Source organism: Bradyrhizobium xenonodulans (assembly GCF_027594865.1).
GTDB classification, from domain to species: Bacteria; Pseudomonadota; Alphaproteobacteria; order Rhizobiales; family Xanthobacteraceae; genus Bradyrhizobium; species Bradyrhizobium xenonodulans.
This window is the reverse complement of sequence record NZ_CP089391.1, coordinates 1,503,356-1,525,236: the sequence shown is the minus strand read 5'-3', so window position 1 is coordinate 1,525,236 and position 21,881 is coordinate 1,503,356. Positions and strand designations below refer to the sequence as shown.

General features: G+C 65.2%; 21 protein-coding genes. 7 read left to right on the top strand and 14 right to left on the bottom strand.

Annotated elements, in window-relative coordinates; translation table 11 throughout:
* Nucleotides 1-44 precede the first annotated feature (44 nt).
* From I3J27_RS07215 to I3J27_RS07185, 6 genes are all read left to right on the top strand, one after another.
* The gene (locus I3J27_RS07215; RefSeq protein WP_270167023.1) at nucleotides 45-1,256 is read left to right on the top strand and encodes an ABC transporter substrate-binding protein; all 1,212 of its coding nucleotides are present in this window, start codon (nucleotides 45-47) and stop codon (nucleotides 1,254-1,256) included.
* A 3-nt stretch (nucleotides 1,257-1,259) separates the two neighbouring features.
* Entirely contained in the window at nucleotides 1,260-2,153 is an 894-nt protein-coding gene (locus tag I3J27_RS07210) for an MBL fold metallo-hydrolase (protein ID WP_270167021.1), read from the top strand.
* Nucleotides 2,154-2,162: 9 nt separating this feature from the next.
* Nucleotides 2,163-3,131: a Bug family tripartite tricarboxylate transporter substrate binding protein gene (locus tag I3J27_RS07205; RefSeq protein WP_270167018.1), complete on the top strand. Its 969-nt coding sequence runs from the start codon at nucleotides 2,163-2,165 to the stop codon at nucleotides 3,129-3,131.
* A gap of 122 nt (nucleotides 3,132-3,253) precedes the next feature.
* Nucleotides 3,254-3,790 carry a VOC family protein gene (locus tag I3J27_RS07200; protein ID WP_270167016.1) on the top strand — a complete coding sequence of 179 codons (537 nt, stop codon included), beginning with the start codon at nucleotides 3,254-3,256 and terminating at the stop codon, nucleotides 3,788-3,790.
* A 106-nt stretch (nucleotides 3,791-3,896) separates the two neighbouring features.
* Nucleotides 3,897-6,215, top strand: a complete 2,319-nt coding sequence (locus tag I3J27_RS39150) for a caspase family protein (protein WP_370691940.1) — start codon at nucleotides 3,897-3,899, stop codon at nucleotides 6,213-6,215.
* 53 nt (nucleotides 6,216-6,268) lie between these two features.
* A complete protein-coding gene (locus I3J27_RS07185) occupies nucleotides 6,269-7,081 on the top strand; it encodes a class I SAM-dependent methyltransferase (RefSeq protein WP_270167014.1) in 813 nt (270 codons plus the stop codon).
* A gap of 23 nt (nucleotides 7,082-7,104) precedes the next feature.
* On the opposite strand, the gene I3J27_RS07180 is transcribed toward I3J27_RS07185, so the two are convergent.
* The 8 genes from I3J27_RS07180 to I3J27_RS07145 form a co-directional block, all read right to left on the bottom strand.
* A complete protein-coding gene (locus tag I3J27_RS07180; RefSeq protein WP_270167010.1) occupies nucleotides 7,105-8,667 on the bottom strand; it encodes a L,D-transpeptidase in 1,563 nt (520 codons plus the stop codon).
* Nucleotides 8,668-8,882: 215 nt separating this feature from the next.
* Nucleotides 8,883-9,101, bottom strand: coding sequence for a hypothetical protein (locus tag I3J27_RS07175; protein WP_270167009.1), 219 nt, complete (start codon nucleotides 9,099-9,101; stop codon nucleotides 8,883-8,885).
* Between the two features lie 108 nt (nucleotides 9,102-9,209).
* On the bottom strand, nucleotides 9,210-10,403 hold the full coding sequence (locus I3J27_RS07170) for a CaiB/BaiF CoA transferase family protein (protein ID WP_270167008.1): 1,194 nt from the start codon (nucleotides 10,401-10,403) through the stop codon (nucleotides 9,210-9,212).
* Nucleotides 10,404-10,554: 151 nt separating this feature from the next.
* Nucleotides 10,555-11,250: an ABC transporter ATP-binding protein gene (locus I3J27_RS07165; protein ID WP_270167007.1), complete on the bottom strand. Its 696-nt coding sequence runs from the start codon at nucleotides 11,248-11,250 to the stop codon at nucleotides 10,555-10,557.
* The gene (locus I3J27_RS07160) at nucleotides 11,250-12,002 is read right to left on the bottom strand and encodes an ABC transporter ATP-binding protein (protein ID WP_270167006.1); all 753 of its coding nucleotides are present in this window, start codon (nucleotides 12,000-12,002) and stop codon (nucleotides 11,250-11,252) included. Before I3J27_RS07160 ends, I3J27_RS07165 begins: the two co-directional genes overlap by 1 nt.
* On the bottom strand, nucleotides 11,999-13,291 hold the full coding sequence (locus I3J27_RS07155; RefSeq protein ID WP_270167005.1) for a branched-chain amino acid ABC transporter permease: 1,293 nt from the start codon (nucleotides 13,289-13,291) through the stop codon (nucleotides 11,999-12,001). Before I3J27_RS07155 ends, I3J27_RS07160 begins: the two co-directional genes overlap by 4 nt.
* Nucleotides 13,288-14,235, bottom strand: a complete 948-nt coding sequence (locus I3J27_RS07150) for a branched-chain amino acid ABC transporter permease (RefSeq protein WP_270167003.1) — start codon at nucleotides 14,233-14,235, stop codon at nucleotides 13,288-13,290. The genes I3J27_RS07155 and I3J27_RS07150 overlap by 4 nt, the downstream gene beginning before the upstream one ends.
* Nucleotides 14,236-14,354: 119 nt before the next feature.
* The gene (locus I3J27_RS07145) at nucleotides 14,355-15,587 is read right to left on the bottom strand and encodes a branched-chain amino acid ABC transporter substrate-binding protein (RefSeq protein ID WP_270167001.1); all 1,233 of its coding nucleotides are present in this window, start codon (nucleotides 15,585-15,587) and stop codon (nucleotides 14,355-14,357) included.
* Here I3J27_RS07145 and I3J27_RS07140 point away from each other — a divergent pair.
* Nucleotides 15,565-15,843, top strand: a complete 279-nt coding sequence (locus tag I3J27_RS07140) for a hypothetical protein (protein ID WP_270166999.1) — start codon at nucleotides 15,565-15,567, stop codon at nucleotides 15,841-15,843. The two genes, I3J27_RS07145 and I3J27_RS07140, sit on opposite strands and share 23 nt — an antisense overlap.
* Here I3J27_RS07140 and I3J27_RS07135 read toward each other — a convergent pair.
* From I3J27_RS07135 to I3J27_RS07110, 6 genes are read right to left on the bottom strand one after another with little or no spacing between them, the layout of a single operon-like run.
* The gene (locus I3J27_RS07135) at nucleotides 15,828-16,952 is read right to left on the bottom strand and encodes a mandelate racemase/muconate lactonizing enzyme family protein (protein WP_270166998.1); all 1,125 of its coding nucleotides are present in this window, start codon (nucleotides 16,950-16,952) and stop codon (nucleotides 15,828-15,830) included. The genes I3J27_RS07140 and I3J27_RS07135 overlap by 16 nt on opposite strands.
* 18 nt (nucleotides 16,953-16,970) lie before the next feature.
* Entirely contained in the window at nucleotides 16,971-18,008 is a 1,038-nt protein-coding gene (locus I3J27_RS07130) for a tagatose 1,6-diphosphate aldolase (RefSeq protein WP_270166997.1), read from the bottom strand.
* The gene (locus tag I3J27_RS07125; protein ID WP_270166995.1) at nucleotides 18,005-18,964 is read right to left on the bottom strand and encodes a sugar kinase; all 960 of its coding nucleotides are present in this window, start codon (nucleotides 18,962-18,964) and stop codon (nucleotides 18,005-18,007) included. Before I3J27_RS07125 ends, I3J27_RS07130 begins: the two co-directional genes overlap by 4 nt.
* Nucleotides 18,961-20,034, bottom strand: a complete 1,074-nt coding sequence (locus tag I3J27_RS07120) for an ABC transporter ATP-binding protein (protein ID WP_270166993.1) — start codon at nucleotides 20,032-20,034, stop codon at nucleotides 18,961-18,963. The genes I3J27_RS07125 and I3J27_RS07120 overlap by 4 nt, the downstream gene beginning before the upstream one ends.
* 6 nt (nucleotides 20,035-20,040) lie before the next feature.
* Nucleotides 20,041-21,045: a zinc-dependent alcohol dehydrogenase family protein gene (locus I3J27_RS07115; RefSeq protein ID WP_270166991.1), complete on the bottom strand. Its 1,005-nt coding sequence runs from the start codon at nucleotides 21,043-21,045 to the stop codon at nucleotides 20,041-20,043.
* Nucleotides 21,046-21,050: 5 nt separating this feature from the next.
* The gene (locus I3J27_RS07110) at nucleotides 21,051-21,878 is read right to left on the bottom strand and encodes a carbohydrate ABC transporter permease (protein ID WP_270166989.1); all 828 of its coding nucleotides are present in this window, start codon (nucleotides 21,876-21,878) and stop codon (nucleotides 21,051-21,053) included.
* Nucleotides 21,879-21,881: the final 3 nt, after the last annotated feature.

Sequence of the window (21,881 nt, the reverse complement as noted above, 5' to 3'; positions counted from 1 at the left end):
CCGCACCATCGAGAGGCGGAGAGCAATTTCGGGGAGACGACCTCATGGCGCGCTTTGCCCGCCTTCGCATGGTTGCGGCCTGCATCCTGCTGCCGCTGCTTGCAGCCAGCACCGCCTCTGCCCAAACCGCGAAATACGATCCCGGCGCCGACGACAGGACCATCAGGATCGGCACTACCGCGCCGCTGAGCGGCCCGGTGTCGGCCTTCGCCCAGATCGCGAAATCCGCTGAAGCCTATTTCCGCAAGGTGAACGACGACGGCGGCATCAACGGCCGCCGCATCCAGATGATCATCGCGGATGATGCCTACAGCCCGCCGAAGACGGTCGAGCAGACGCGGCGGCTGGTCGAGAGCGAGGAAGTGCTGCTGATCTTCGGCTGCGTCGGCACGCCGACCAACAGCGCCGTGCACAAATATCTCAACGACCGCAAGGTGCCGCAGCTCTTCCTCGGCTCGGGCGCGGCGAAGTGGGACGATCCGAAGAATTTCCCGTGGACCGTCGGCTGGCAGCCGACCTATCGCGACGAGGCGATCGCCTACGCCAAATACATCAGGGCGAGCCACGCCAATGCGAAGATCGGCGTGCTCTACCAGAACGACGATCTCGGCAAGGATTATCTGAAGGCGCTGGAGGAAGGGCTCGGCAGCGGCGAAGCCATCGTCGCGCGCGCCGCCTATGAGACCTCGGCGCCGACCGTCGACACCCAGATCCTGCAACTGAAGACGGCCGGGGCAGACATTGTGCTGGTCGCGGCGACGCCGAAATTCGCGGCGCAGGCGATCCGCAAGATCGGCGAGATCGGCTGGAAGCCTGTCATCATCATCTCCAACGTCTCGGCTTCGATCAGCGGCGTGCTGGAGCCGGCCGGCAAGCACAATTCCACCGGCGTGATCTCCAGCCAGTACCTGAAGGATGCGACCGACCCGGCGTCCAAGGACGATCCCGGGTACAGGGAATGGCTGGCGTTCATGGACAAGTACATGCCCGACGCCAACAAGAGCGACTGGCTCAACGTCTATGGCTACACCATCGCGCAGACGCTGGTGACGGTGCTGAAGGCCTCCGGCAACGACCTCACCCGCGCCAATGTGATGAAGCAGGCGACAACGATGAAGGACGTACGCCTGCCGATGCTGATCAACGGCACCGCGGTGAACAATTCGCCGGAGCGGTATACGCCGATGACGAGCCTTCAGCTCATTCGTTTCGACGGCACGCGCTGGGTGCCGTTCGGCGACCTCCTGAAGAACTAAAGCATGCGGCAGGTGAAGATCGGCAGCATGCGGATCGATCTCGTTAGCGAGATCCCGGCGCTCGCGTTCGACAAGAGCTGGCTGTTCGCCAATGTCACCGACGCGGTGATCGCGGAGAACCGCAGCTGGCTCGATCACCGCTATATCGAGCCGGAGACCGGCCGCTTCATCCTCAGCCACCACTCCTATCTGGTGCGCACGCCGCGCTGGACCGCCATCGTCGACACCTGCTGCGGCAATCACAAGAAGCGGCCGCGCGTGCCCATGTGGAACGATCTCAACCAGCCCTACCTCGACAACATGCAAGCGCTGGGCGTTGCGCCCCAAGAGGTCGACTTCGTGATGTGCACGCATCTGCATGTCGATCATGTCGGCTGGAATACGCGCCTGCTCGACGGCCGCTGGGTACCCACCTTCTCCAACGCGCGCTATCTGATGGGGCGTGAGGAGTACCGCCACTTCGAGGCCGCGCACAATGCCGCGCCGAAGAGCCCGGTGAACCACGGCTCGTTCGAGGATTCCGTGCTGCCGGTGGTCGCGGCCGGCCTCGCTGAACTGGTCGAGACCGACCATCGCCTGTTTGACGACCGTGAGGCCGCCTTGCGCTTTGCGCCGGCGCCCGGCCACACGGCCGGCAACATGCAGATCCATCTCGATGGCGGCCAGGATCATGCGGTGATGTCGGGCGACGTGATCCATCATCCGATCCAGTGCGCCGCGCCGTGGCTCTCGAACGCCGCCGACGTCGATCCGGCCGCTGCGGTCGCCACGCGCATGGCGCTGCTTGAACAGCTTGCGGACACGCCAAGCTATCTGCTCACCGGCCATTTTCCGGCGCCCACTGCTGGTCGCGTGATCCGGCACGGCGGCGCCTACAGATTTCGTTTCGAGGATTAGGGGAACATCATGATGCTGCGCACCGTCACGCTGTCACTTCTCGCGTTGCTATCGGCGGCGCTGCCGTCGCACGCCGAGGATCCCGCCGCCTACCCCACGCGCAAGATCCGCATGCTGCTGCCTTACGCGGCGGGCGGCGGCGGCGACGTGGTCGGGCGGCTGCTTGCGGACAAGATGGGCAAGACGCTCGGGCAAAGCATCTATATCGAGAACCACACGGGAGCAGCCGGCACACTCGGCACGCAGATGGTCGCGACATCTGCGAATGACGGCTACACCATCACCGTCGGTGGCATGACAACTCATGTGCTGGCGCCCGCCATCTATCCCAAGCTCGCCTACGACCCGATCAAGGATTTCACGACCATCGGCCGCGTCGGGACGTCCTCGATCCTGCTGGTGGCGACCAAGGATTTTGCCGCCAATGACATCAAGGGGCTGATCGCGCTCGCCAGCAAGGGCGAGCCGATCCAGTACGGAAGCTGGGGCATCGGCTCGACCGGGCAATTCTGCGCGGAAATCCTGATGCAGCAGACCGGCATCAAGATGGACCACGTGCCGTTCAACGGCATTGCGAAACTGGCCGGCGACCTGCTCGGCGGCCACATTTCGTTGGCGACGCTCGACATGGCGACCGCGACGCCACTGGTGAAGGACGGCTCGATCAAGGCGCTGGCGGCCTGCGGCGAGCGCTCGCCGAGCCTGCCGGATGTGGCGACCTACAAGGAGCAGGGCGTGGCGTTCGACCGCAGCCTGTCCTGGGCGATGTATGCGCCTGCCGGCCTCGCGCCGCCGATCGCGCAAAAGCTGTCAGCGGCGCTGAAGGACGCGCTGGGCGATGCCGAGGTGAAGCAGAAGCTATTGGGCCTCGGCATCACCCCGCAATTCGTCCCCGGCGACGAGCAGCGCGACATCAACGCCCGCGACATCGCGGCCTGGAAGCAGGTTGCCAAGGACGCAGGCATTGAGGTGAAGTGAGCAAGACGTGGCGAAAAGCTTGCGTGCGGCCATCTTTCGAGACGCCCGCCTGAGGCCGCCCTCAGGATCAGGTTCCGTTTTGCGGCAAGGTATCAGACCCTCATGAGACAAGGAGCGCGGGCATGAGCCGCATCTTCGGCGCGGTGCGCCAGAACGGATATGTGGTGCGGGATATCCAGGCCGCGATGAAACATTGGATCGAAGTGATGGGTGTCGGTCCCTGGTACTACATGGACCGCGTCAAGACCGACTGGTTTCGCCATCGCGGCCAGGACTCCGCCGTCGAGATGAGCATCGCGCTGGCCAATTCCGGCGATCTCCAGATCGAGCTGATCCAGCAGCGCAACGACGCGCCCTCGCTGTACAAGGAGTATCTGGACGCCGGCCACGAAGGTCTCCAGCACATGTCCTATTGGAGCCACGACTACCAGGCGCTCTACGACAGGGCGCTCGGGCTCGGCTACCGGATCGGCCATGAGGGCCAGATCGGCGGTGACAGGGGCCGCTTTGCCTATTTCGACACCCAGGCGCATCCGGGCACCATCATCGAGATCTCCGACATCAGCGGCACCAAGGGGCCGTTCTTCGAAAAAGTGCGGCAGGCAGCCTTGAGCTGGGACGGCTCGCGGCCGATCCGCGAGGTCGTCACGAAATCGTAAGTGCTTTCGCCGGCGGGAAGCGCCGGACGAAACCAAATAGAAATTGTATTGCGGCCCCGGTCGGATATTCTTTCCGGCATTTCCTGATCCCGGCTTGGGGGCCGTGATGAAATTCATTTGTCTCTTTGTTTTCAGCGCACTGGCGCTCGCCTTCCAGCCGACCGCCGCCTTTGCCGACCAGCGCATGGCGCTTGTCATGGGCAATTCGGCCTATCAGCGCGCTCCCAAGCTCGCCAATGCCACCAACGACGCCAGCCTGCTGGTCGAGACCTTCAAGAAGGCCGGCTTCACGGTCGTCGATGCCCGCAACGATCTGTCCGCCCAGGACATGCGGCGGACCTTGCGCGATTTCGGTGCCAAGGCGCGCAGCGCCGATATCGCCGTGATCTACTATGCCGGCCACGGCATCGAGATCGACGGCAACAACTATCTCGTGCCGGTCGATGCCCAGCTCGAGAACGACACCGACGTCTATGACGAGACCATCGGGCTCGATCGCATTCTCGTCGCCATCGAGCCCGCGAAAAAGCTTCGCCTCGTCATCCTCGATGCCTGCCGCGACAATCCGTTCGCCAAGAACATGAAGCGCACGATGGCGTCGCGCGCGGTCGCGCGGGGATTGGCGAAGGTGGAGCCGACGAGCCCGAACACGCTGGTGGCGTTCGCCGCCAAGGCCGGCCTCACCGCGCTCGACGGCGACGGCAGGAACAGCCCCTTCGCCACCGCGCTGGCGCATCACCTCGCGACGCCGGGCCTCGACCTGCGCAAGGCGTTCGGCTATGTCCGCGACGAGGTGCTGCAGGCCACGACCAACAGGCAGGAGCCCTTCATCTACGGCTCGCTCGGCGGCGACGATGTCGTGCTGGCGCCGGCGGCAGCGCCTCCTCCGCCACCACCGGCGCCGGTCGCCGCCACCGACACGAGCGCATCGCGCGACTACGAGTTTTCAGAGCGCGTCGGGACGGTGGAGGCCTGGGATCTCTACATCGCATCGCATCCGAGCGGGTTCTACACCGATCTTGCCAAGGTTCAGCGCAACAAGCTCGCGGCAGCCGCCGCGCCAGCGCCGGCGACCGTCGCGATTGAAACGAAGAAGGTGCAGACCTCACCCGTGCTGCCGCCGCAACCGGAGGCGCCAAAGCCCGTCGCCGCACCAAAACTCGCGGCTGCTCCGCCGATCGTCACACCGCTCACGCTCGTGAGTCCGCCCATGACCGAGACGAAGAGTGTCGCGGCCGTCGTGGCCGCGAGCTGCACCACGCGGATCGCGCGGCGCGGCAACGGTGCCGTCGGCGGCCCCTTCATTCCGGTCTCGATCAGGCCGAACGTCGAGGGTGCGAGCGTCCGCACCATCGCCGTCTCTCCCAACGGCCGCGAGATCGCCACCGCCGGCGACGACGGCTTGATCCGGCTTTGGGATGCATCCTCGTTCCGGCAGACACGCGTGCTGAGGGGACATGCCGGCGCCGTCTACGCGCTCGACTATTGGACCGACGGCACGCTGCTCGCCTCCGCCGGATGGGACGGCAAGGTGAAGATGTGGGACCTCAGGAGCGACGGCGAGAGCCTGACGTTCGATGCCGGCGCCAAACAATTCGCGGTCGCCTTCGCGCCGGAGCCGTCGCTCAAATACCTCGCCTCGGCCGGCGAGGACGGTGTCGTGCGCATCTGGAATCTCGGCACCCGCGAGCTCGCCAGGAGCAGGCTCGACCACCAGAGCTCAGATCCCGCGCGCGCGGCGGTGCGCTCGCTGAGCTACGCGCCATCCGGCTCGGGCGAATTCGTCTCGGCCGGTTACGACGGCAGGATCAGGTTCTATCGCACCAGCGGCGCGATCGAGGCCAAGGACGCCTACGGCCGCAAGGCGCTGCGGGTGGCCTATTCGCCCGACGGCACGCGCGTGGTCACCGCCGGCTCCGATGCGGAGCTCGGTTCGAAGGTGTTCGACGTGAAACTGTTCGACGTCAAGAGCGGCGCGACGCGGCTCCTCACCGGCCATCGCGACTATGTCGTCTCGGCCAATTGGTCCGCGGACGGCAAGCGCATCGTCACCGGCGGCGGCGGACGCGACAAGTCGGTGAACCTGTGGGACGCCGAGAGCGGCCGGCTGCTCGCAAGCTTTGCCGGCCATCAGGAAGATATCGAGGCGGTCGCGTTCTTTCCGGGCGGCACGCGGTTGATCTCCGCGAGCGAGGACAAGACTATCAAGGTCTGGGACATCGCCGAACGCCGCCTGCTCCTCACCGCCATCGGCTTCGGCGACGACGGTTTTGTCAGCTACACGCCCGAAGGCTGCTACGCCGGATCGAACGGCGTCGAAAGCCGGCTCAGCATCTCCAGCGGTAGCCGTTTTGAGCCGATGTCGCTGGAGGCCCGCAAGGCGATGCAGGAACCGGCGGGGTTCAGCTTGCTGCTGGCGCGGTAGCCGCCGATCTGTGGTAAAATGGGCTTCGCGTCCGAACCTTCAGCGAGGCAAGCATGTCCAACACTGACAAGGTTTTTGCCGGCTCGATTCCGAAGATCTACGACGAGTATCTCGTCCCGATGATCTTCTCCGCTTATGCCGACGACATCGCAAGACATGTCGCGGCGCGTTCGCCTTCCGTGCTGCTCGAGATCGCAGCCGGCACCGGCGCGGTGACGCGCGCAGTGGCGGCGGCGCTGCCGCGCGGCGTCCGCTATGTCGCGACCGACCTCAACGAGCCGATGCTTGCGGTCGCGGCGCAGCGTCAGGCGGAGGATGATCGCATCGTTTGGCGGCAGGCGGACGCAATGGCGCTGCCGTTCGGCGACGCCGAGTTCGACCTGGTCTGCTGCCAGTTCGGCGCGATGTTCTTTCCGGACCGCGTCAAGGCATACGGCGAAGTGAAGCGCGTCCTGAAGGGCGACGGCGCGTTCGTGTTCAACGTCTGGGATCGCATCGAGGACAATGTGCTCACGCATGAGGCGACGGTCACGCTCGGCAGGATGTTTCCCGATGATCCGCCCCGTTTCATGATCCGGACGCCGCACGGCTATCACGACAAGGCCGTCATCAAATCCGACCTCGAACGCGCGGGCTTCCGCGACATCTCGATCGAAACACGATCCGAGATCAGCCGCGCGCCGTCGGCCGAGTATGTCGCGATCGCGCTCTGCCAGGGCACGCCGCTGCGCAGCGAGATCGAAGCCAGGGATGCCAGCAAGCTTCAGGCTGCAACCGACTTCGTCGCCGAAGCGCTGCGAACGCGCCACGGATCCGGTGCGGTCGAGGGCAAGATCCAGGCGATCGTGATCGAAGCGCGACCGTAGGGGCGGGCTTCGAGGCCCGCGCCTTACCAGAAGCTTCGCTGCATCGGCTGCGCCGGCTGATAGTACTGATACTGGCCGCGCCGGCGCGGATTGGCCTGCTGCTGGTACGGATCGCGCTGCTGGAAGAAGAAGCCGAAGCCATTGCCGCCATTGTCCCAGCCGTCATCGCTGGCAACGTCCATCGGAGGCGCGGTCGGCTTGCGGGTGATGAAGCCGCCCTGCGGCTGGTTGCTCAGCACAGCGACGAACTCGGTGCGGTAGTTGGTTTCGGCACTCAGCGGCTCGTCCGAGATGACGATCGAGGAGCGCGGCAGCGCGGTCGGCCCGATGCGGTCCCACACCTCCTGCGGGATGGCGATGCGGTCGAGCGCGTTCTTGGCATCGTCGCCGTTGTCGATCGTGACGACGCTCCAGCGCAGGCCGGTATCGGTCTTCGCCATCGCCGTGAAGATATGCGTGCCGAGCGGCTGGTCGGGATTGCGGATGGTGACAGGCACCTCGATACTGGTGTCGAACACCTCTCCGCCACCATCCGGCGCCGGCTTGTGCGTGTTCCGCCGCACATAGAGCTTCTGCGTCGCGCGGCTGATATAGACCGAGACCGGCTCGAGTGCGAGCTTGGCGTCGGTCGCTGCCTTCACGGCGTCGGCCTTTTTGGTCGCCGCGAGCTTGGCTGCTTCCTTCGTGGCGGCGACGGCGTCGCGCTTGGGCTGTGCGGCGGCCCTGGCGGCATCGAGCTGCGTTGCTGCATCGGCAGCTTTCCCTGCGGCCTTCTGCTTCACGTCCTCGGCCTGCGCCCGCGCTTGATCGGTCTTGGCGGACGCGAGCTTCTTGTCGGCGAAAGCAAGCTCGGCATCGGCCTTGGCCTTCTGCTGTTCCAGCTTGCGCAACGAGGTGGGGAGCGAGGCGGCTTCTTTCGCGGCCACTGCAGCGGCCTTCTTGGCCTCGTCAGCGGCGAGGATGGCCTCCTCGGCCTCGCCGGAGAGCTTGTCGATCCGGCCGGGCGCGGTCGCGATGGCCTCGCGCTTCGGGACGAACAACGAAGGATGGGAGAAATCGATGGGCGCGGCATCGTTCGGCGAGATGATCACGCGCATCCCGATGTTCGTCTTGTCGAACAGGCCCTCGGCAAAGCCGAAGGGCATGCGCACGCAGCCGTGCGAGGCGGCATAGCCGGGCAGCGGCCCGCCGTGGAGCGCGATGCCGTTCCAGGTGATGCGCTGCATGTTCGGCATCCAGGCATCGTCGTACATGGTCGAGCGGTGGTCCTTGTCCTTCTCGACGATGGCGAAGACGCCGGCCGGCGTCTCGCGGCCGGTGGTGCCGGTCGAGACCGGTGCGCGCAGGATCCAGCCCTCGGCATCGTAGAAAGTGACCTGCTGGCTCTTGATCGACACGATCGCCATGATCGGCTCACCGGCTTCGCGCGGCGCCACGGCCTCGACCGGCTGGCGGGCCTGCTTGGCCGCCTCGGCGCTGCCGGTCAGCGCCGTCAGGGCCAGGGCCGTAGCCAGCGCAACGAGTCCGGGAGGCCGCCAACGCCGCATCGCCGTGGTGGATTGCGCCGTCGTCATCAGGTCTTTCATGCCATTCCCCGGTCCAGTACCAGTCCGCGCCTTCAGTCGATTAAATTGCGGTCTCTAGATTAAGAAATCGCAGCCACCTTGCGTTCCGTATCCGGCGATATTCGGTCCGGTCCGGCGGCAAATCTCTCATATACGACGGCTTGCACAGGCGGAAGGTGCCCCAAGGCCGAGGCTGGCCGGGAGCTGGCGGCGAATCGCTGCGGCAGAATGTCCGGTTAATGGGTTCGGCGCCCGATCAGCCGCGTCATTGCAGCGCCGAACATGCCGAACAGCGCAAAGACCAGGAGGGGCAGAGCACGCAAGGCGGCTTGCCCGGCCGGTTCATGCTCCCTCACCAGCAACACGACAAAGACCGTAAGGCCGAGAAGGACGCAGATGAGGGCTGCTGCAAAACCCAGCTTGCGCAAAACGAAGGCAAGGTCGGTGGTGGTCATGGTCGTATCATGGCGTTGATGAACGGACCCCATCCTAAGCCCAATCAGGGCAGCAGGATGTGACCATAATCACAGAGAATTGTGTCACGCGATCGATTCATGAACAGGCTACGACGCAACGCCAACCGCCTTGCTGTCGATCGCCGCCTGGATCTCCGCTTCACTGAGGCCGGCTTCGCGCAGCACCTCGCGTGAATGCTCGCCGAGGCGCGGCGCCATGCGATGAATGCCGGCCGGGCTTTCGGAGAATTTTGTCGCCGGGCGCGCCTGCCGAATACGCCCTTCCGTGGGATGATCGATATCGGCGAACAATCCGACGGCGGCGAGATGCGGCTGCTCGCCGATCTCCGTGAGCCGGGCGAAGGCGGTGTGCGGCACGTCGAGCCGCAGCAGCAACTCCTCCCACTCCGCGGTGGTGCGGGTCGGCCCGATCTCGCTCATGCGATCGTAGACCTTGTCGATGTTCTGCGAGCGCAGCACGGGATCGCGCACCCCCAGTTCCTCGATCAGCTCGGGGCGGCCGACCGCCTCGAAGAAGGCGCACCAATTGTCCCCGGAGTACGGCAGCATGGTCAGCCAGCCGTCTTTCGTCTTTACCGGGCGCCTGTTCTTCATCCGCTTGTAGCCGGCCGGACCGATCGGCGGATCGAAGGCGTGGCCGCCCAGCATCTCGATGCTGTTGAAGCCGGCAATGGTTTCCAGCATCGGCACCTCGACCATCTGGCCCTGCCGGGTGCGCTCGCGCCGGAACAAGGCCGCAGACACCGCGCCGACCATTGCCATGGCGCAGATCTTGTCGCCGATCAGGCTCGGGACGAATGCCGGCTCCTCGTCAGATCCGATCGCGGACGCAAGGCCTGACGCGGCCTGGATGATCTCGTCGAAGGCGGGCCGCGCCGCCCACGGGCCATCCTGGCCGAAGCCGGTGGCGGCAGCATAGATCAGCCGCGGATTGAGCTTGGCACAGGCCTCGTAACCGAAGCCGAGCCGCGCCATCGCGGCGGGGCGCACATTGGTGACGAGCGCATCGACGGTCGGGATCAGTTTCGCCAATGCGGCCTTGCCGTCCGGATGCTTCAGGTCGAGCGCGAGGCTGCGCTTGTTGCGGTTGACCGCCATGAACTGGCCGCTCATGCCGCGGTTCCGGAACACCCCGGTGTAACGCCAGGTATCGCCCGCGGGCGGCTCGATCTTGATGACATCGGCGCCCCAATCGCCGAGCATCTGCGCGGCATAGGGACCGAACAGCACGCTGGTCAGGTCGAGAACGCGGATGCCGCTGAGGGGACCTGTCGCTGTCATCGTCGCTTCACTATCGTTGGAGGAAACAAGTGCGGGCCCGACGAGCACGACAATACCTCGATTGCGACGCGTGAGATGTCGTGATTAATTCAAATGCGTATACGCAGCCTGCAGCCGTTCTGTTTGATGGGTGCATCACCTCGAGGCGACGTCAGACCTCGAGCCACTCCTGGCGCACGGCGGCATTGGCCTTGAGCGCGTCCGGCGTGCCCTCGAACACGACGCGGCCATGGCCCATGATGTAGACGCGCTTGGAGATACGCATCGCGATCGACAGCTTCTGCTCGACGAGCAGGATCGCGACGCCGGCCTGTGCGATGCGCGCGATGAGATCGCCGACCTGCTGCACGATCAGCGGTGCCAGACCTTCGGTCGGCTCGTCGATCATGATCAAATCAGGATCGCCCATCAGCGTGCGACAAGTGGTGAGCATCTGCTTCTCGCCGCCGGACAGCACGCCCGCGGCCGTATCGGCGCGCGCGGCGAGATTGGGGAACATGTCGAGCATGTCCTGCAGCCGCCACTTGCCGGGACGGCGCGTGTCCTTGACGCCGAGCAGGAGGTTCTGGCGCACGGTCAGGCTCGGGAAGATGTCGCGATGTTCAGGAACATAGCCGAGGCCGAGGCGCGCGATCTTGTAGCTGGGAAGGCCCGCGATGTCCTTGCCCTTGAAGCGGATCGTGCCCTGCGGCGCGACCTCGCCCATGATCGCCTTGACCGTGGTGGAGCGGCCGACGCCGTTGCGGCCGAGCAGGCTCACCACCTCGCCTGCGGCGACGTCGAGGTCGACGCCCTGAAGGATGTGGCTCTTGCCGTAATAGGCGTGGAGATCCCTGACCTCGAGCATCAGTGCGCTTCCTCGCCGAGATAGGCTTCCTTGACCTTCGGATCACTTCGGATCTGTTCCGGCGTGCCCGAGGCGATGATGTGGCCGTAAACGAGAACCGAGATGCGGTCGGCAAGGCCGAACACGACGCTCATGTCGTGCTCGACGATCACGAGCGTCTTGCCCTCGGTCAGCCGGCGGATCAGCGCCACCGCGCGGTCGGTTTCGGCGTGGCTCATGCCGGCGGTCGGCTCGTCCAGCATCACGACGGTGGCACCGCTTGCGATGGTGATGCCGATCTCGAGTTCGCGCTGCTCGGCGTAAGTCAGAAGTCCCGCCGGAACATCCCGCCGATGCGTCAGATGGATGTCGTCGAGGATTTGCGCGGTGCGCTCGCGCACCTCGGGAAGGCTGTCGACGTTCTTCCAGAAGGCATAGCGATGTCCCGTCGCCCACAGCACGGCGCAGCGCACGTTCTCCCAGACCGACATGCGCGCGAACACGTTGGTCACCTGGAACGAGCGCGACAGGCCGCGCCGGTTGATCTCGAACGGCCGCAGGCCGGAGATCACGTCGCCGTTCAGCTTCACCTCGCCCGCGGTCGGCTTGATGTGGCCGCTGATGAGGTTGAACGTCGTGGACTTGCCGGCGCCGTTCGGACCGATGATGGCGTGACGTTCGCCTTGCGCGACGCTTAAGTTGAGGTCGCGGATGATGCCGACATTGCCAAAACGCTTTTCGACGGCGCGGACTTCGATGGCTGCTGCGGTCATGCCAGATACCCCCGGTCACGGGCGACCGTCGCAGCCCTGTCCCACGCGTCCGCGATCCGCCGCCAGGTCAGCTTTGCAACGAACGCGCCGCCGACAACGAGAACCGCCGCGGCTATCCATGTCACCGGCGATTTCGGGTTGAATCCGATGCCGAACAGGTTGATGGACTCGCCGCCCGCATAGCGCGCGACCGTCTCGATGGTGAGGATGATTCCGCAGGCGAGCGCCAGGGTCGGCACGACAGCGACGAGATAGGACGGGATCACCGTCCACAGCGTTCCGGCGCGAACCAGCGGCCGGTGCATCATCAACAGGCCGGCGATGCCGCCCGGCGAGAACATCACGATGCCGATGAAGATGATGCCGAAATAGAGCTGCCAGACGCTGGTCACACTGGTCAGCCCGAGCTGGAGATAGGTCACCAGGATCGCGCCGAGGATCGGGCCGAAGAAATAAGCGACGCCACCGATGAAGGTCGAGAACAGCACGAGGCCGGACTGGATCGCGCCGAGATAGGCGGAATTGGCGATCTCGAAATTGATCGCGGCAAGCCCGCCGGCAACGCCGGCGAAGAACCCGGCAAAGCAGAAGGCAAGATAGCGAACCACGTGAGGATCGTAGCCGATGAACTGGACGCGTTCGGGATTGTCGCGGACGGCGTTGCTGATCCGTCCCAGCGGCGTCCGGGTCAGCGCGTACATCGCGATCGCCGACAGCACCAGCCAGAACGCGATGAGGTAATAGACCTGAAGCTGCGGCCCGAACGACCAGCCGAGCATCTTCGGCAAGGCGGTGCGATCCGTCGTGATGCCCGCTTCGCCGCCGAACACCGAGCGCAGGATCAGCGAGGACGACGCCACCAATTCGCCGATGCCGAGCGAGATCATCGCGAACACGGTGCCGGCGCGCTTGGTCATGACCCAGCCGATGATGATCGCAAACACGAGACCGCCGATGCCGCCGAACAGCGGGATGAACGGCAGCGGGATCGGCCAGCCGTGCGAGACCACCGCGTTCATCATGTGGGTGGCGGCGAAGCCGCCGAGACCGTAGTGAACGGCGTGGCCGAACGACAGCAGGCCGGTCTGGCCGAGCAGGATGTTGTAGGAGAGCGCGAAGACGATCGCGATGCCGATCAGGCTGAACGACGTCAGCGAGCCGCCGGAGGAGAAGATCATGGGTAGGACGATCAGCGCGGCGATGCCGATCAGCCAGACGCCGTAGAAGCGCAGGCTGCCGCCGGCGGGCTTGGCCGTCGCCTTCGATGTCGAAGTCGTTGCACTCGTCATGACTCGCGCGTCCCCATCAGGCCCATGGGGCGAACGATCAGAATGAGCACCAGCAGCATATAGGGAACGATCGGCGCGACCTGCGCGATGGTGACGTTCCAGATGTCGGTGAGGACGGACGGTCCGGTCGACGGATCGAGCGGCCCGAACGCACTCGCCAGCGAGCCGTTCAGCGCCACCGCAAAGGTCTGTACCAGGCCGATCACCAGCGAGGCGACGAAGGCGCCGGGCAAGGAGCCGAGGCCGCCGAACACGATGACGACGAACAGGATGGGCCCGAGCGCCGCGGCCATGTCGGACTGCGTCACCAGCGCAGGTCCCGCGATGACGCCGGCAAGGCCGGCCAGCGCGCTGCCGACGCCGAACACCACCATGAAGACGCGCCCGACATTGTGGCCGAGATGCCCGACCATGTGCGGATGGGTCAGCGCCGCCTGCACGATCAGGCCGACGCGGGTGCGCTTGAGCACGATCAGCAGCGCCACGAAGATCACGACCGACACGGCCAGCATGAAGATCTTGTAGGCGGGATAGTTGGTCGAGAAGATCGTGAAGGCCGGGAAGTCGAGCAGCGCCGGCACGCGGTAATCGACCGGGCTCTTGCCCCAGATCATCGACACGATCTCTTCGATCGCAAACGCCAGACCGAAGGTCAGCAGCAATTCCGCGACATGGCCGTGCTTGTGGGTGTTGCGCAGGCCGTAGCGCTCCACCGCCATGCCGATGGCGCCGACCAGCAGCGGCGCCAGCACCAGCGCCGGCCAGAAGCCGATCCACTTGGTGAGCTGGAAGCCGAAGAAGGCGCCGAGCATGTAGAAGCTGGCATGGGCGAAGTTGAGCACGCCCATCATGCTGAAGATGACGGTGAGCCCGCTCGACAGCAGGAAGAGCAGCATGCCGAACAGCACGCCGTTGAGGGTCGAAATGACAATCAGTTCAAGCACAGCGCACTCGTCTCCATCCGGGGCCCGATGGTCCCGGTGAACATCGCCCAATCAAATGCATTCCGGCCGCCGCCTTCCCGCGACCGATGACGGCCGCGGGACAACGACGGATGTCGTGATTACGGCCGCACCATCTTGCAGGTCGTGGAGACCATGGCCTGCGGCGTGTCGATCTTGGAGACGAGGTGCCAGCCCCAGCCGGTGCTCTCCTCGTCGAACGGCTCGTTGGCGGCGAGCTTGCCGAAGGAAGAGATGTAGATCGGCTGGAAGAACTGGTGGTCGTCCTTGCGCATGAGGCCCTGGCCGCCGTCGAGAACCTCGAACTTCAGGTCCTCGAGCGCCGCCGCCACCTTCACCGGCTCGATGGAGTTGGCCTTCTCGGCCGCGGCCTTGAACATGCGCATCTCGTTGACCGCACGCGGATACCACAGCGACAGGCCGGCCTTGGCGCGGAAGGACTTCTCGAAGTCCATCGCGGCCTGGTGGCCCGAATTGGCAAAACCCTCGGTGATCTGGAAGACCTGGTGATCGAGACCGGTCTGCTTGATCGCGGTCGGACCGCCGGCGCCGCCGGCATAGTAGGTGTACCAGTTGACCTTCAGACCGGCATCGGCAGCGGCCTTGAGCAGCAGCGCGATGTCCTGGCCCCAATTGCCGGTAACGACGCTGTCGGCGCCGGAGGCCTTGATCTTGGCGATGTAGGGCGAGAAGTCCGTGACCTTCAGCAGCGGATGCAGCTCGTCGCCGACGATCTGGATGTCGGGCCGCTTGGCGCCGAGCATCTTGCGCGCGTCGGAGCGGACAGACTGGCCGAAGGAATAGTCCTGGTTGATCAGGTACACCTTCTTGATCGAGGCGATGTCCTTCATGTAGCTGGTGAGCGCCTCCATCTTGATGTCGGAGCTCGCATCCCAGCGGAAGTGCCAGAAGCTGCACTTCTCGTTGGTCAGGCTCGGATCGACGGCGGCGTAGTTGAAGTACAGGACTTCCTTGCCGGGATTGCGCGTGTTGTTCTTGGTGACGAAGTCGGACAGCGCCGCGGCGACGGACGAGCCGTTGCCCTGCGTGATGTAGTGGACCCCGGCGTCGATCGCCTTCTGGGCCTGCACCAGGCTCTCCTGCGGATTGGTCTTGTTGTCGAGCGGAACGATCTCGATCTTCTTGCCGAGGATGCCGCCCTTGGCGTTGAGCTCGTCGGCCAGATACTGGAATGTCTTCAAACCACCTTCGCCGACGCTGGCGCCGCCGCCCGAGAGCGGATCGATGTAGCCGATCTTGATGGTGTCCTCGGCCGACGCGGCATGACCGAGCATCGGGGCGATCACGGCAATGGCCAAAGTGAGCTTGCGCATTATTTTCGTTTCCTCGCTGGCTATCGACTTTAGTCGATGGACTTTTCTGCGCATGTTGCAGCGCAGTTTCAGCCTCCTAATGAGCAGAACGAACCTTGATTTTCAAGCGCAACAGGACATGGCTCTGGCCGCCGCCATGAAAAGTGATGCGGCTGCCCGGCTCCTCCGCGGCTTTCCGCCACAAGGAATAGAACGCAACGGGAAACTCGCTTGCGCGGCGACCGCCGGTGTCGGAGCCGCCTACAGGCTGCGGTAGTCCGCGATCCCCGACAGGTCGGGCGCGAACCCGAGTCCCGGCTCCTCGTTCAAAACGATCGTGCCGTCCGTCACGCTGGCCACGGGACCGCAGAACAGGTCGCGCAGCGGGTTGTCGTTGGCGTCGACCTCCAGCCAGCCGTCGCCTCCGATGCCGGCCAGGAGATGCGCCGAGGCAAGCAGTCCGATGCCGCCGCCGAGGTAATGCGGGCAGAATGTCTTGCTTGATTTCAGGATGTCGCGCGCGAGGCCAGCGCAGGCGCTGAGCCCGCCCCATTTCGCGATGTCGGGCTGGACCACGCCGAGCACGTCCTCGGCGAGGACGTCCTTGAATCCCTCGACGCTCGAAATGTTCTCGCCCGCGGCAATCGGCATCTTTGCGGCTGCCCGCAGCCTGCGCCATTCCTCGCGCGGCCGGTCGGCGCGGATCGGCTCCTCCAGCCAGCGCAGATCGAACGCGGCCAGCCGCAGCAGCATCTCCAATGCCTGATCCACCGACCAGCCCTGATTGGCATCGATGGCGAGCATGCCGGCGCCGACGATGGCGCGCAGCGCGGCGAGATTGGCGAGATCGGTCTCGGCGCCGAAGCCAACCTTCAGCTTCAACGCGCGATGGCCCCGCGCGAGCGCGGCTTCGGCTGTCTGTGCCGCGCCGCCGGGGTTGATGCCGCTGGCATAGACCTTGATCCTGCCCGACTGCCCGCCGAGCAGCCGCCACAGCGGCAACTTCCGGCGGCGCGCGGCGAGATCCCATAGCGCCAGATCGATGCCGGAAATGGCCTGCGCGAACGGACCGGGCTCGCCGCATTGAAGCGCGAGGACCTCGGTGCCTTTGGTCAGCGCCTCGAAAGCCTCAGCGGGACTGTCGAACTTGCGTCCGACGAGGCCGGGCGCAAGCACCTCGTTGACGAGCCGGGCGCGATGCTCCGCACCCGGTGCCGGAAAGTTGCACCAGGCCTCACCCCATCCCGCGACGCCGTCCTCGTCGACAACGCGAACGAACACGGCGGGACGGTTGAGCATCTTGCCGAACGACGTCACCACCGGTGTCGCCAGCGGATAGCGATAGCAGAGCGCCTCGATCGAGCGGATGGTAAAGCTGTCAGTCATGTTGCAGCCTCTACCATTTCAGTAGGCGCGCGCGAAGTCACCTTCCTGCTTGATATCAGTGAAGACAGGATAGCGCGCCTTCCACGGCGTGCCCTTGGCCGTGGTCAGTTCGCTGAGCCGTTCGAGCACGTTGAGGCCATCCTTGCGCAGGCTGGCCGACACCGCCGCGCGGTCCGGAAAGTTCCTCAGGACGGCATCGAGCCAGATCGTGCGACCCGCGAGGAAGCCGCTCGCGCCCGCGGCATAGGAATAGTCGAGCACACGCTCGAATTTTTCGGGCGCGGCGCCGCCCGACAGCAGCACCCAGGGGATATTCCGCGCGCGGCAGATATCGCCGATGGCATCGAACTCCTTCTGCGCGGCTTTCGCTTCCGCACTGCCATCACGCGCCGGCAGGCTGTTGGCTGCAAGCGGGCTCTCCAGCTTCAAGAGGTCGACGCCATATTCGGGCTTGGCAAACTCGCGCACGCTGTCGATGACGAGGCCGGGAAGCTTGCCCGGCGATTCCACGTAGTCGGCGGTGTGATTGGCGCTGCCGAGGAACGGATAGACCAGCAATTCCAGGACATAGGGAATGTCGTGACGGGCGCAGTCCTCGCCGATCTCGCGCACGAACTTCTTCTGATGCTCGTTCACTGCGGCATCCGCGTCCGGCCGGTACCAGGCCAGCACCTTGACGGCGTCGCCGCCCATCGCGCGGATCTTCTCCACGCTCCAGTTGGTGATCGCGCGCGACTTGCGGCCGCCCGCGGTTTCCTCGACGCGATGCTCTTCCAGCGTCATGATCAGACCGCAGCGCGGCGGCAGCAGATCGATCGCGGCAGGCACGGCGAAATTCGGGTCGAACAGCATCGAGCTGCAATGCGGCGCAAGATTTTCGACGAGGAGGCGCTTAGCCGCCGTGACGTCGGAATATTCGACCTGCTCCCGCGTGATGCCTTTCGCTTTCGCGATGGCATCGAACAGTGGCGGCCGCTGGTCCAGTGCGACCATGCGAAAGTGGCCGTCCGCGTCAGCAAGCCGTGCCAGCCCGCGGTTCTTTCCAATCGTTCTCATGGCTTCGTCCTCATGAATACAAGACACTCGTTGATATCGGGGATTCCGTTGCGTCCGCCGGCGTGGCGGCATTTCATGGCGGCGGTCGCCGCCGAAAACGCCATGGCGGCGCGCACCTCCAGGCCGGCGCCGATCGCGAGAGCATAGGCACCGTGGAAGACGTCGCCCGCGCCCGTGGTGTCGACGACGTCGACGGCATAGGCGGCCTGCCGGTGCAGGCGGCCGCTCTCGTACCAGCTCACGCCACCCTCGCCGCGCGTGACGGCGATGACGCGGCAGCCGAAGCGCGCGAGACCGGCCAGAGATTGATCCTCGGCCGCGCCGGCAAAGGCCGTGAGCGCGGGCTCGGAGAAGATCGCGTGGTCGGTCAGCGGCAGCAGCTGCTCGAACACCTCGGCATCGGCCACGTCGCCGTCAAGCACCGTCGCAATGCCGCGCGCCCGCGCCTCACGGAACAGCGTTGCGGCACCCTCGACCCAGCGCGGGTCAGCCAGCACGGACGATGCACGCGCGACGGTTTTGAGCGGAAGCCAATCCGCGCTCTCGGGATAGGAGCCCCGGAAGTTCACGATCTGCCGCTCACCAAAACTGTCGACGATGATTCCGGAAACGGACGAGCGGCCATCGGGAAACAGTCGAAAATTCTCGACATCGACGCCTTCGGCGGCGAAGGCCGATCGCATCTCGTGGCCCGCGGCATCATTCCCTGCCCGCCCCCAGAACGCGACGGACGCACCGAGCTTTGCCACGGCGACGCTCGCATTGGCGGCCATGCCGCCGCCGAGCGTGCCGTATTCGACGGCCTTGATCTTTTCGCTTCCGCCCGCGAACGGCCGATCGACGCGCCAAACCTGATCGAGCGCCGATAGTCCGAGGCAGATCACATGCACGGGCCTTACCCTGGACGCGACGTCCGCCAGTGCTGAGAGATCGCCGATATCGGTTACCGAACTCACCGCAAAACCCGTCCGTTGGCGGCATCGAACAGATGCGTCTTGCCCGGCTGCGGACGCAGCGTGAGGCGATCGCCGACCTTCGGCCGCAGCGCCGGATCGACCCGCGCGATCGAGGATGCGCCGGCGAGGTCGAAATGGATCAGGGTGTCCGAGCCGAGCGGCTCGACCAGCTTGACGTTGATGGCAATGCCATCGGCGGCATCGGTCGCGACGGCGAAATGTTCGGGCCGGATGCCGAGCACGGCATTGCCGGCCTTGCTCAGGCTGACCGCAGTCTGGCCGTCCAGCGGCACCACCGTTCCACCTTGCGAAAGGATCGCGCGCTCCTGACGCCACTCGACCGGGAAGAAATTCATCGCAGGCGAGCCGATGAAGCCGGCAACGAACTGGTTGGCGGGCCGTTCGTAAACCGTCTCCGGCGTGTCGTATTGCTGGATCGTGCCGCTCTGGAGCACCACGATCCGGTCGGCCATGGTCATGGCCTCGATCTGGTCGTGGGTCACGAAGACCATGGTGGTCTTCAGCTGCTGCGACAGTGCCTTGATTTCCGCACGGACCTGCCCACGCAGCTTTGCGTCGAGATTGGACAACGGCTCGTCGAACAAAAACGCCTTGGGATTGCGCACGATGGCGCGGCCCATGGCGACGCGCTGGCGCTGGCCGCCGGACAGCTCCTTGGGCTTGCGGTCCAGATAGGGTTCGATGTGCAGCAGCGCAGCGGCGCGCTTTACTCGCGCGTCGATCTCCGCCTTCGGCGTGCCCCGCAGCTCCAGCGCAAACGACATGTTGTCGTAGACCCGCATGTGCGGATAGAGCGCATAATCCTGGAACACCATGGCGATATCGCGTTGCGCGGCCTGCACGCCGTTGACGCGCTTGTCGCCGATATAGAGGTCTCCGCCCGAAATCGGCTCGAGGCCGGCGATGATGCGCAGCAAGGTCGACTTGCCGCAGCCGGACGGGCCGACGAACACGACGAACTCATGGTCCGCGATCTCCAGATTGAGATCGGGGATCACGGTGAAATTGCCGTAGCGTTTGGTGAGGTTGCGGATCGAGATCGAGGCCATGATCGCTCAGTCCAGCGCCAGCACAGGCTTGATCAGCTCGCCCTTGGCGAAGCGGGCGAAATTTTCGGGCAAGGCCTGTAGGCCGAACTCGCCGTCGACGAGGACGCGGTATTCGTCCTTGTACTTGCGCAGCAGCTCGACATTCGGCTCGAAATCGGACACCGGAAAGTAAAAGGTCCGGATCATGTAGAAATCCTTGCGGCGGAAAACCTTGCCTTCCTCGATGGTCCAGGGCGCGGCGTTCTCGCCGACCAGCACCAGCGCACCGCGCGGCAGCACCAGTTCGATGCCGAGATTGCGCGCCGCATGGGCGCCGGAGCATTCCATGATCAGGGCGAAACGCTTGGAGGTCTCGCCGACGGGATGCGCCTTCGCGCCGAAGGATTGCGCGATTCTGAGGCGCGCCGCGTTGGGATCGGCGACATGGATGTCGTTGTAGCCGACCGCGCGGAGCGCCAGCACGACGCCGAGGCCGACAGGTCCTGCGCCCATCACGAGGACCGGGCCGGCCTCACTCGCCGGCACCACGCGGCTGACGAAGCGCACGGCATGGCCCGAGGTACCGATGGTGTCGAGCAGCAGCGGCGCGAGGCTGTCCTCGATATCATCGGGGACCGGCAGCAGGCAGTTCTCCGGCACCGGCACATATTCGGCATAGCCGCCCGGCCTGTTCCAGCCGATCAGGCTCGAGACTTCCAGGCACATCTGGGTGTCGCCGCGCTTGCACGCCGCGCAATGGTCGCAGTGCAACGGAATGTAGACGGCGCAGCGGCGGCCGTGCAGGCGGTGGCCGGGTTGCTCCACGACGCCGAAGATCTCGTGGCCTGCGGTGAACTCGGCGCCCTTGTGCCAGAGCTTGAAGTCCGAGCCGCACAGCGCGGTGCGCGAGACGCGGACCAGCACTTCGCCGGTGCCGACATCAGGCATCGCCACGCGCTCGATGGTGATGCGGTCGTCGCCGTGGAACACCGCAGCCTGCATGATCGAATTCGGGCGGGGCGATACATTCATCGGATTTAACCTTTCACCGCGCCGAGCGTCAGTCCGGACACCAGCCAGCGCTGAACCAGGGCCGCCAGCACCAGCGGCGGCAATGCGATCAGCGTCGCCGCGGCCATGAGGGCGCCCCATTGCGTCGAGCCTTCGCCGATGAAGTTGAAGGCCGCCGCGATCAGCGTCTTGGTGTCGCCATTGGAGAGCACCAGCGCAAACAGGAAATAGTTCCACGAGAAGACGAAGGCGAGGATCGCCGACACCGCGACGCCGGACGCCACCAGCGGCAGCGCGATGCGCCAGAGGATGCGCGTGACGCTGCACCCGTCGACCTGTGCGGCTTCGAAGACGCTACGCGGAATGCCGTCGAACGACGGCAGCAGAACCCAGATCACGATCGGCAGCGTGATGACGGCGTGGCTGAGGATCAGCGCGGTGTAGGAGCCGATCATGCCGATTTGCCGGAACATGACGTACCATGGCAGCAGGAACAGCGTGCCGGGCGCCATGCGCGCCGCCAGCGTCAGGATCGCCGGCCACGAAATCCGCGTCCAGGAGACGGCGAATGCGGCAGGGATTCCAAACAGCAGCCCGAGCGCGGTCGAGCCGACGGTGACGATGAGACTGTTGAGCGCATAGCTCAGGAACGGCGTGGTCCTGGTCAGCTCGACATAATTGTCGAGTGTCGGCGAGAACACCAGCGTCGGCGGATAGGCCGTGACCTCGAAGGACGGCTTGAACGAGGACAGCACCATCCAGACTGTCGGCGCCATGATCAGCACACCGGCGAGCACGAGCTGCGCCGTGTTGAGCCAGCGGATCCAGCGGTCGGTGTTGACGGCGTCGTTCATGAC

Excerpts from the sequence above, each read along its gene's own strand:
- I3J27_RS07165 (WP_270167007.1), bottom strand. The coding sequence starts at position 11,250 with ATGCTCGAGGTCAGGGATCTCCACGCCTATTACGGCAAGAGCCACATC.
- I3J27_RS07160 (WP_270167006.1), bottom strand. The coding sequence starts at position 12,002 with ATGACCGCAGCAGCCATCGAAGTCCGCGCCGTCGAAAAGCGTTTTGGC.
- I3J27_RS07140 (WP_270166999.1), top strand. The coding sequence starts at position 15,565 with ATGGCCAAAGTGAGCTTGCGCATTATTTTCGTTTCCTCGCTGGCTATC.
- I3J27_RS07175 (WP_270167009.1), bottom strand. The coding sequence starts at position 9,101 with ATGACCACCACCGACCTTGCCTTCGTTTTGCGCAAGCTGGGTTTTGCA.
- I3J27_RS07180 (WP_270167010.1), bottom strand. The coding sequence starts at position 8,667 with ATGAAAGACCTGATGACGACGGCGCAATCCACCACGGCGATGCGGCGT.
- I3J27_RS07130 (WP_270166997.1), bottom strand. The coding sequence starts at position 18,008 with ATGAGAACGATTGGAAAGAACCGCGGGCTGGCACGGCTTGCTGACGCG.
- I3J27_RS07155 (WP_270167005.1), bottom strand. The coding sequence starts at position 13,291 with ATGACGAGTGCAACGACTTCGACATCGAAGGCGACGGCCAAGCCCGCC.
- I3J27_RS07120 (WP_270166993.1), bottom strand. The coding sequence starts at position 20,034 with ATGGCCTCGATCTCGATCCGCAACCTCACCAAACGCTACGGCAATTTC.
- I3J27_RS07185 (WP_270167014.1), top strand. The coding sequence starts at position 6,269 with ATGTCCAACACTGACAAGGTTTTTGCCGGCTCGATTCCGAAGATCTAC.
- I3J27_RS39150 (WP_370691940.1), top strand. The coding sequence starts at position 3,897 with ATGAAATTCATTTGTCTCTTTGTTTTCAGCGCACTGGCGCTCGCCTTC.
- I3J27_RS07115 (WP_270166991.1), bottom strand. The coding sequence starts at position 21,045 with ATGAATGTATCGCCCCGCCCGAATTCGATCATGCAGGCTGCGGTGTTC.
- I3J27_RS07110 (WP_270166989.1), bottom strand. The coding sequence starts at position 21,878 with ATGAACGACGCCGTCAACACCGACCGCTGGATCCGCTGGCTCAACACG.
- I3J27_RS07205 (WP_270167018.1), top strand. The coding sequence starts at position 2,163 with ATGATGCTGCGCACCGTCACGCTGTCACTTCTCGCGTTGCTATCGGCG.
- I3J27_RS07135 (WP_270166998.1), bottom strand. The coding sequence starts at position 16,952 with ATGACTGACAGCTTTACCATCCGCTCGATCGAGGCGCTCTGCTATCGC.
- I3J27_RS07215 (WP_270167023.1), top strand. The coding sequence starts at position 45 with ATGGCGCGCTTTGCCCGCCTTCGCATGGTTGCGGCCTGCATCCTGCTG.
- I3J27_RS07170 (WP_270167008.1), bottom strand. The coding sequence starts at position 10,403 with ATGACAGCGACAGGTCCCCTCAGCGGCATCCGCGTTCTCGACCTGACC.
- I3J27_RS07145 (WP_270167001.1), bottom strand. The coding sequence starts at position 15,587 with ATGCGCAAGCTCACTTTGGCCATTGCCGTGATCGCCCCGATGCTCGGT.
- I3J27_RS07200 (WP_270167016.1), top strand. The coding sequence starts at position 3,254 with ATGAGCCGCATCTTCGGCGCGGTGCGCCAGAACGGATATGTGGTGCGG.
- I3J27_RS07210 (WP_270167021.1), top strand. The coding sequence starts at position 1,260 with ATGCGGCAGGTGAAGATCGGCAGCATGCGGATCGATCTCGTTAGCGAG.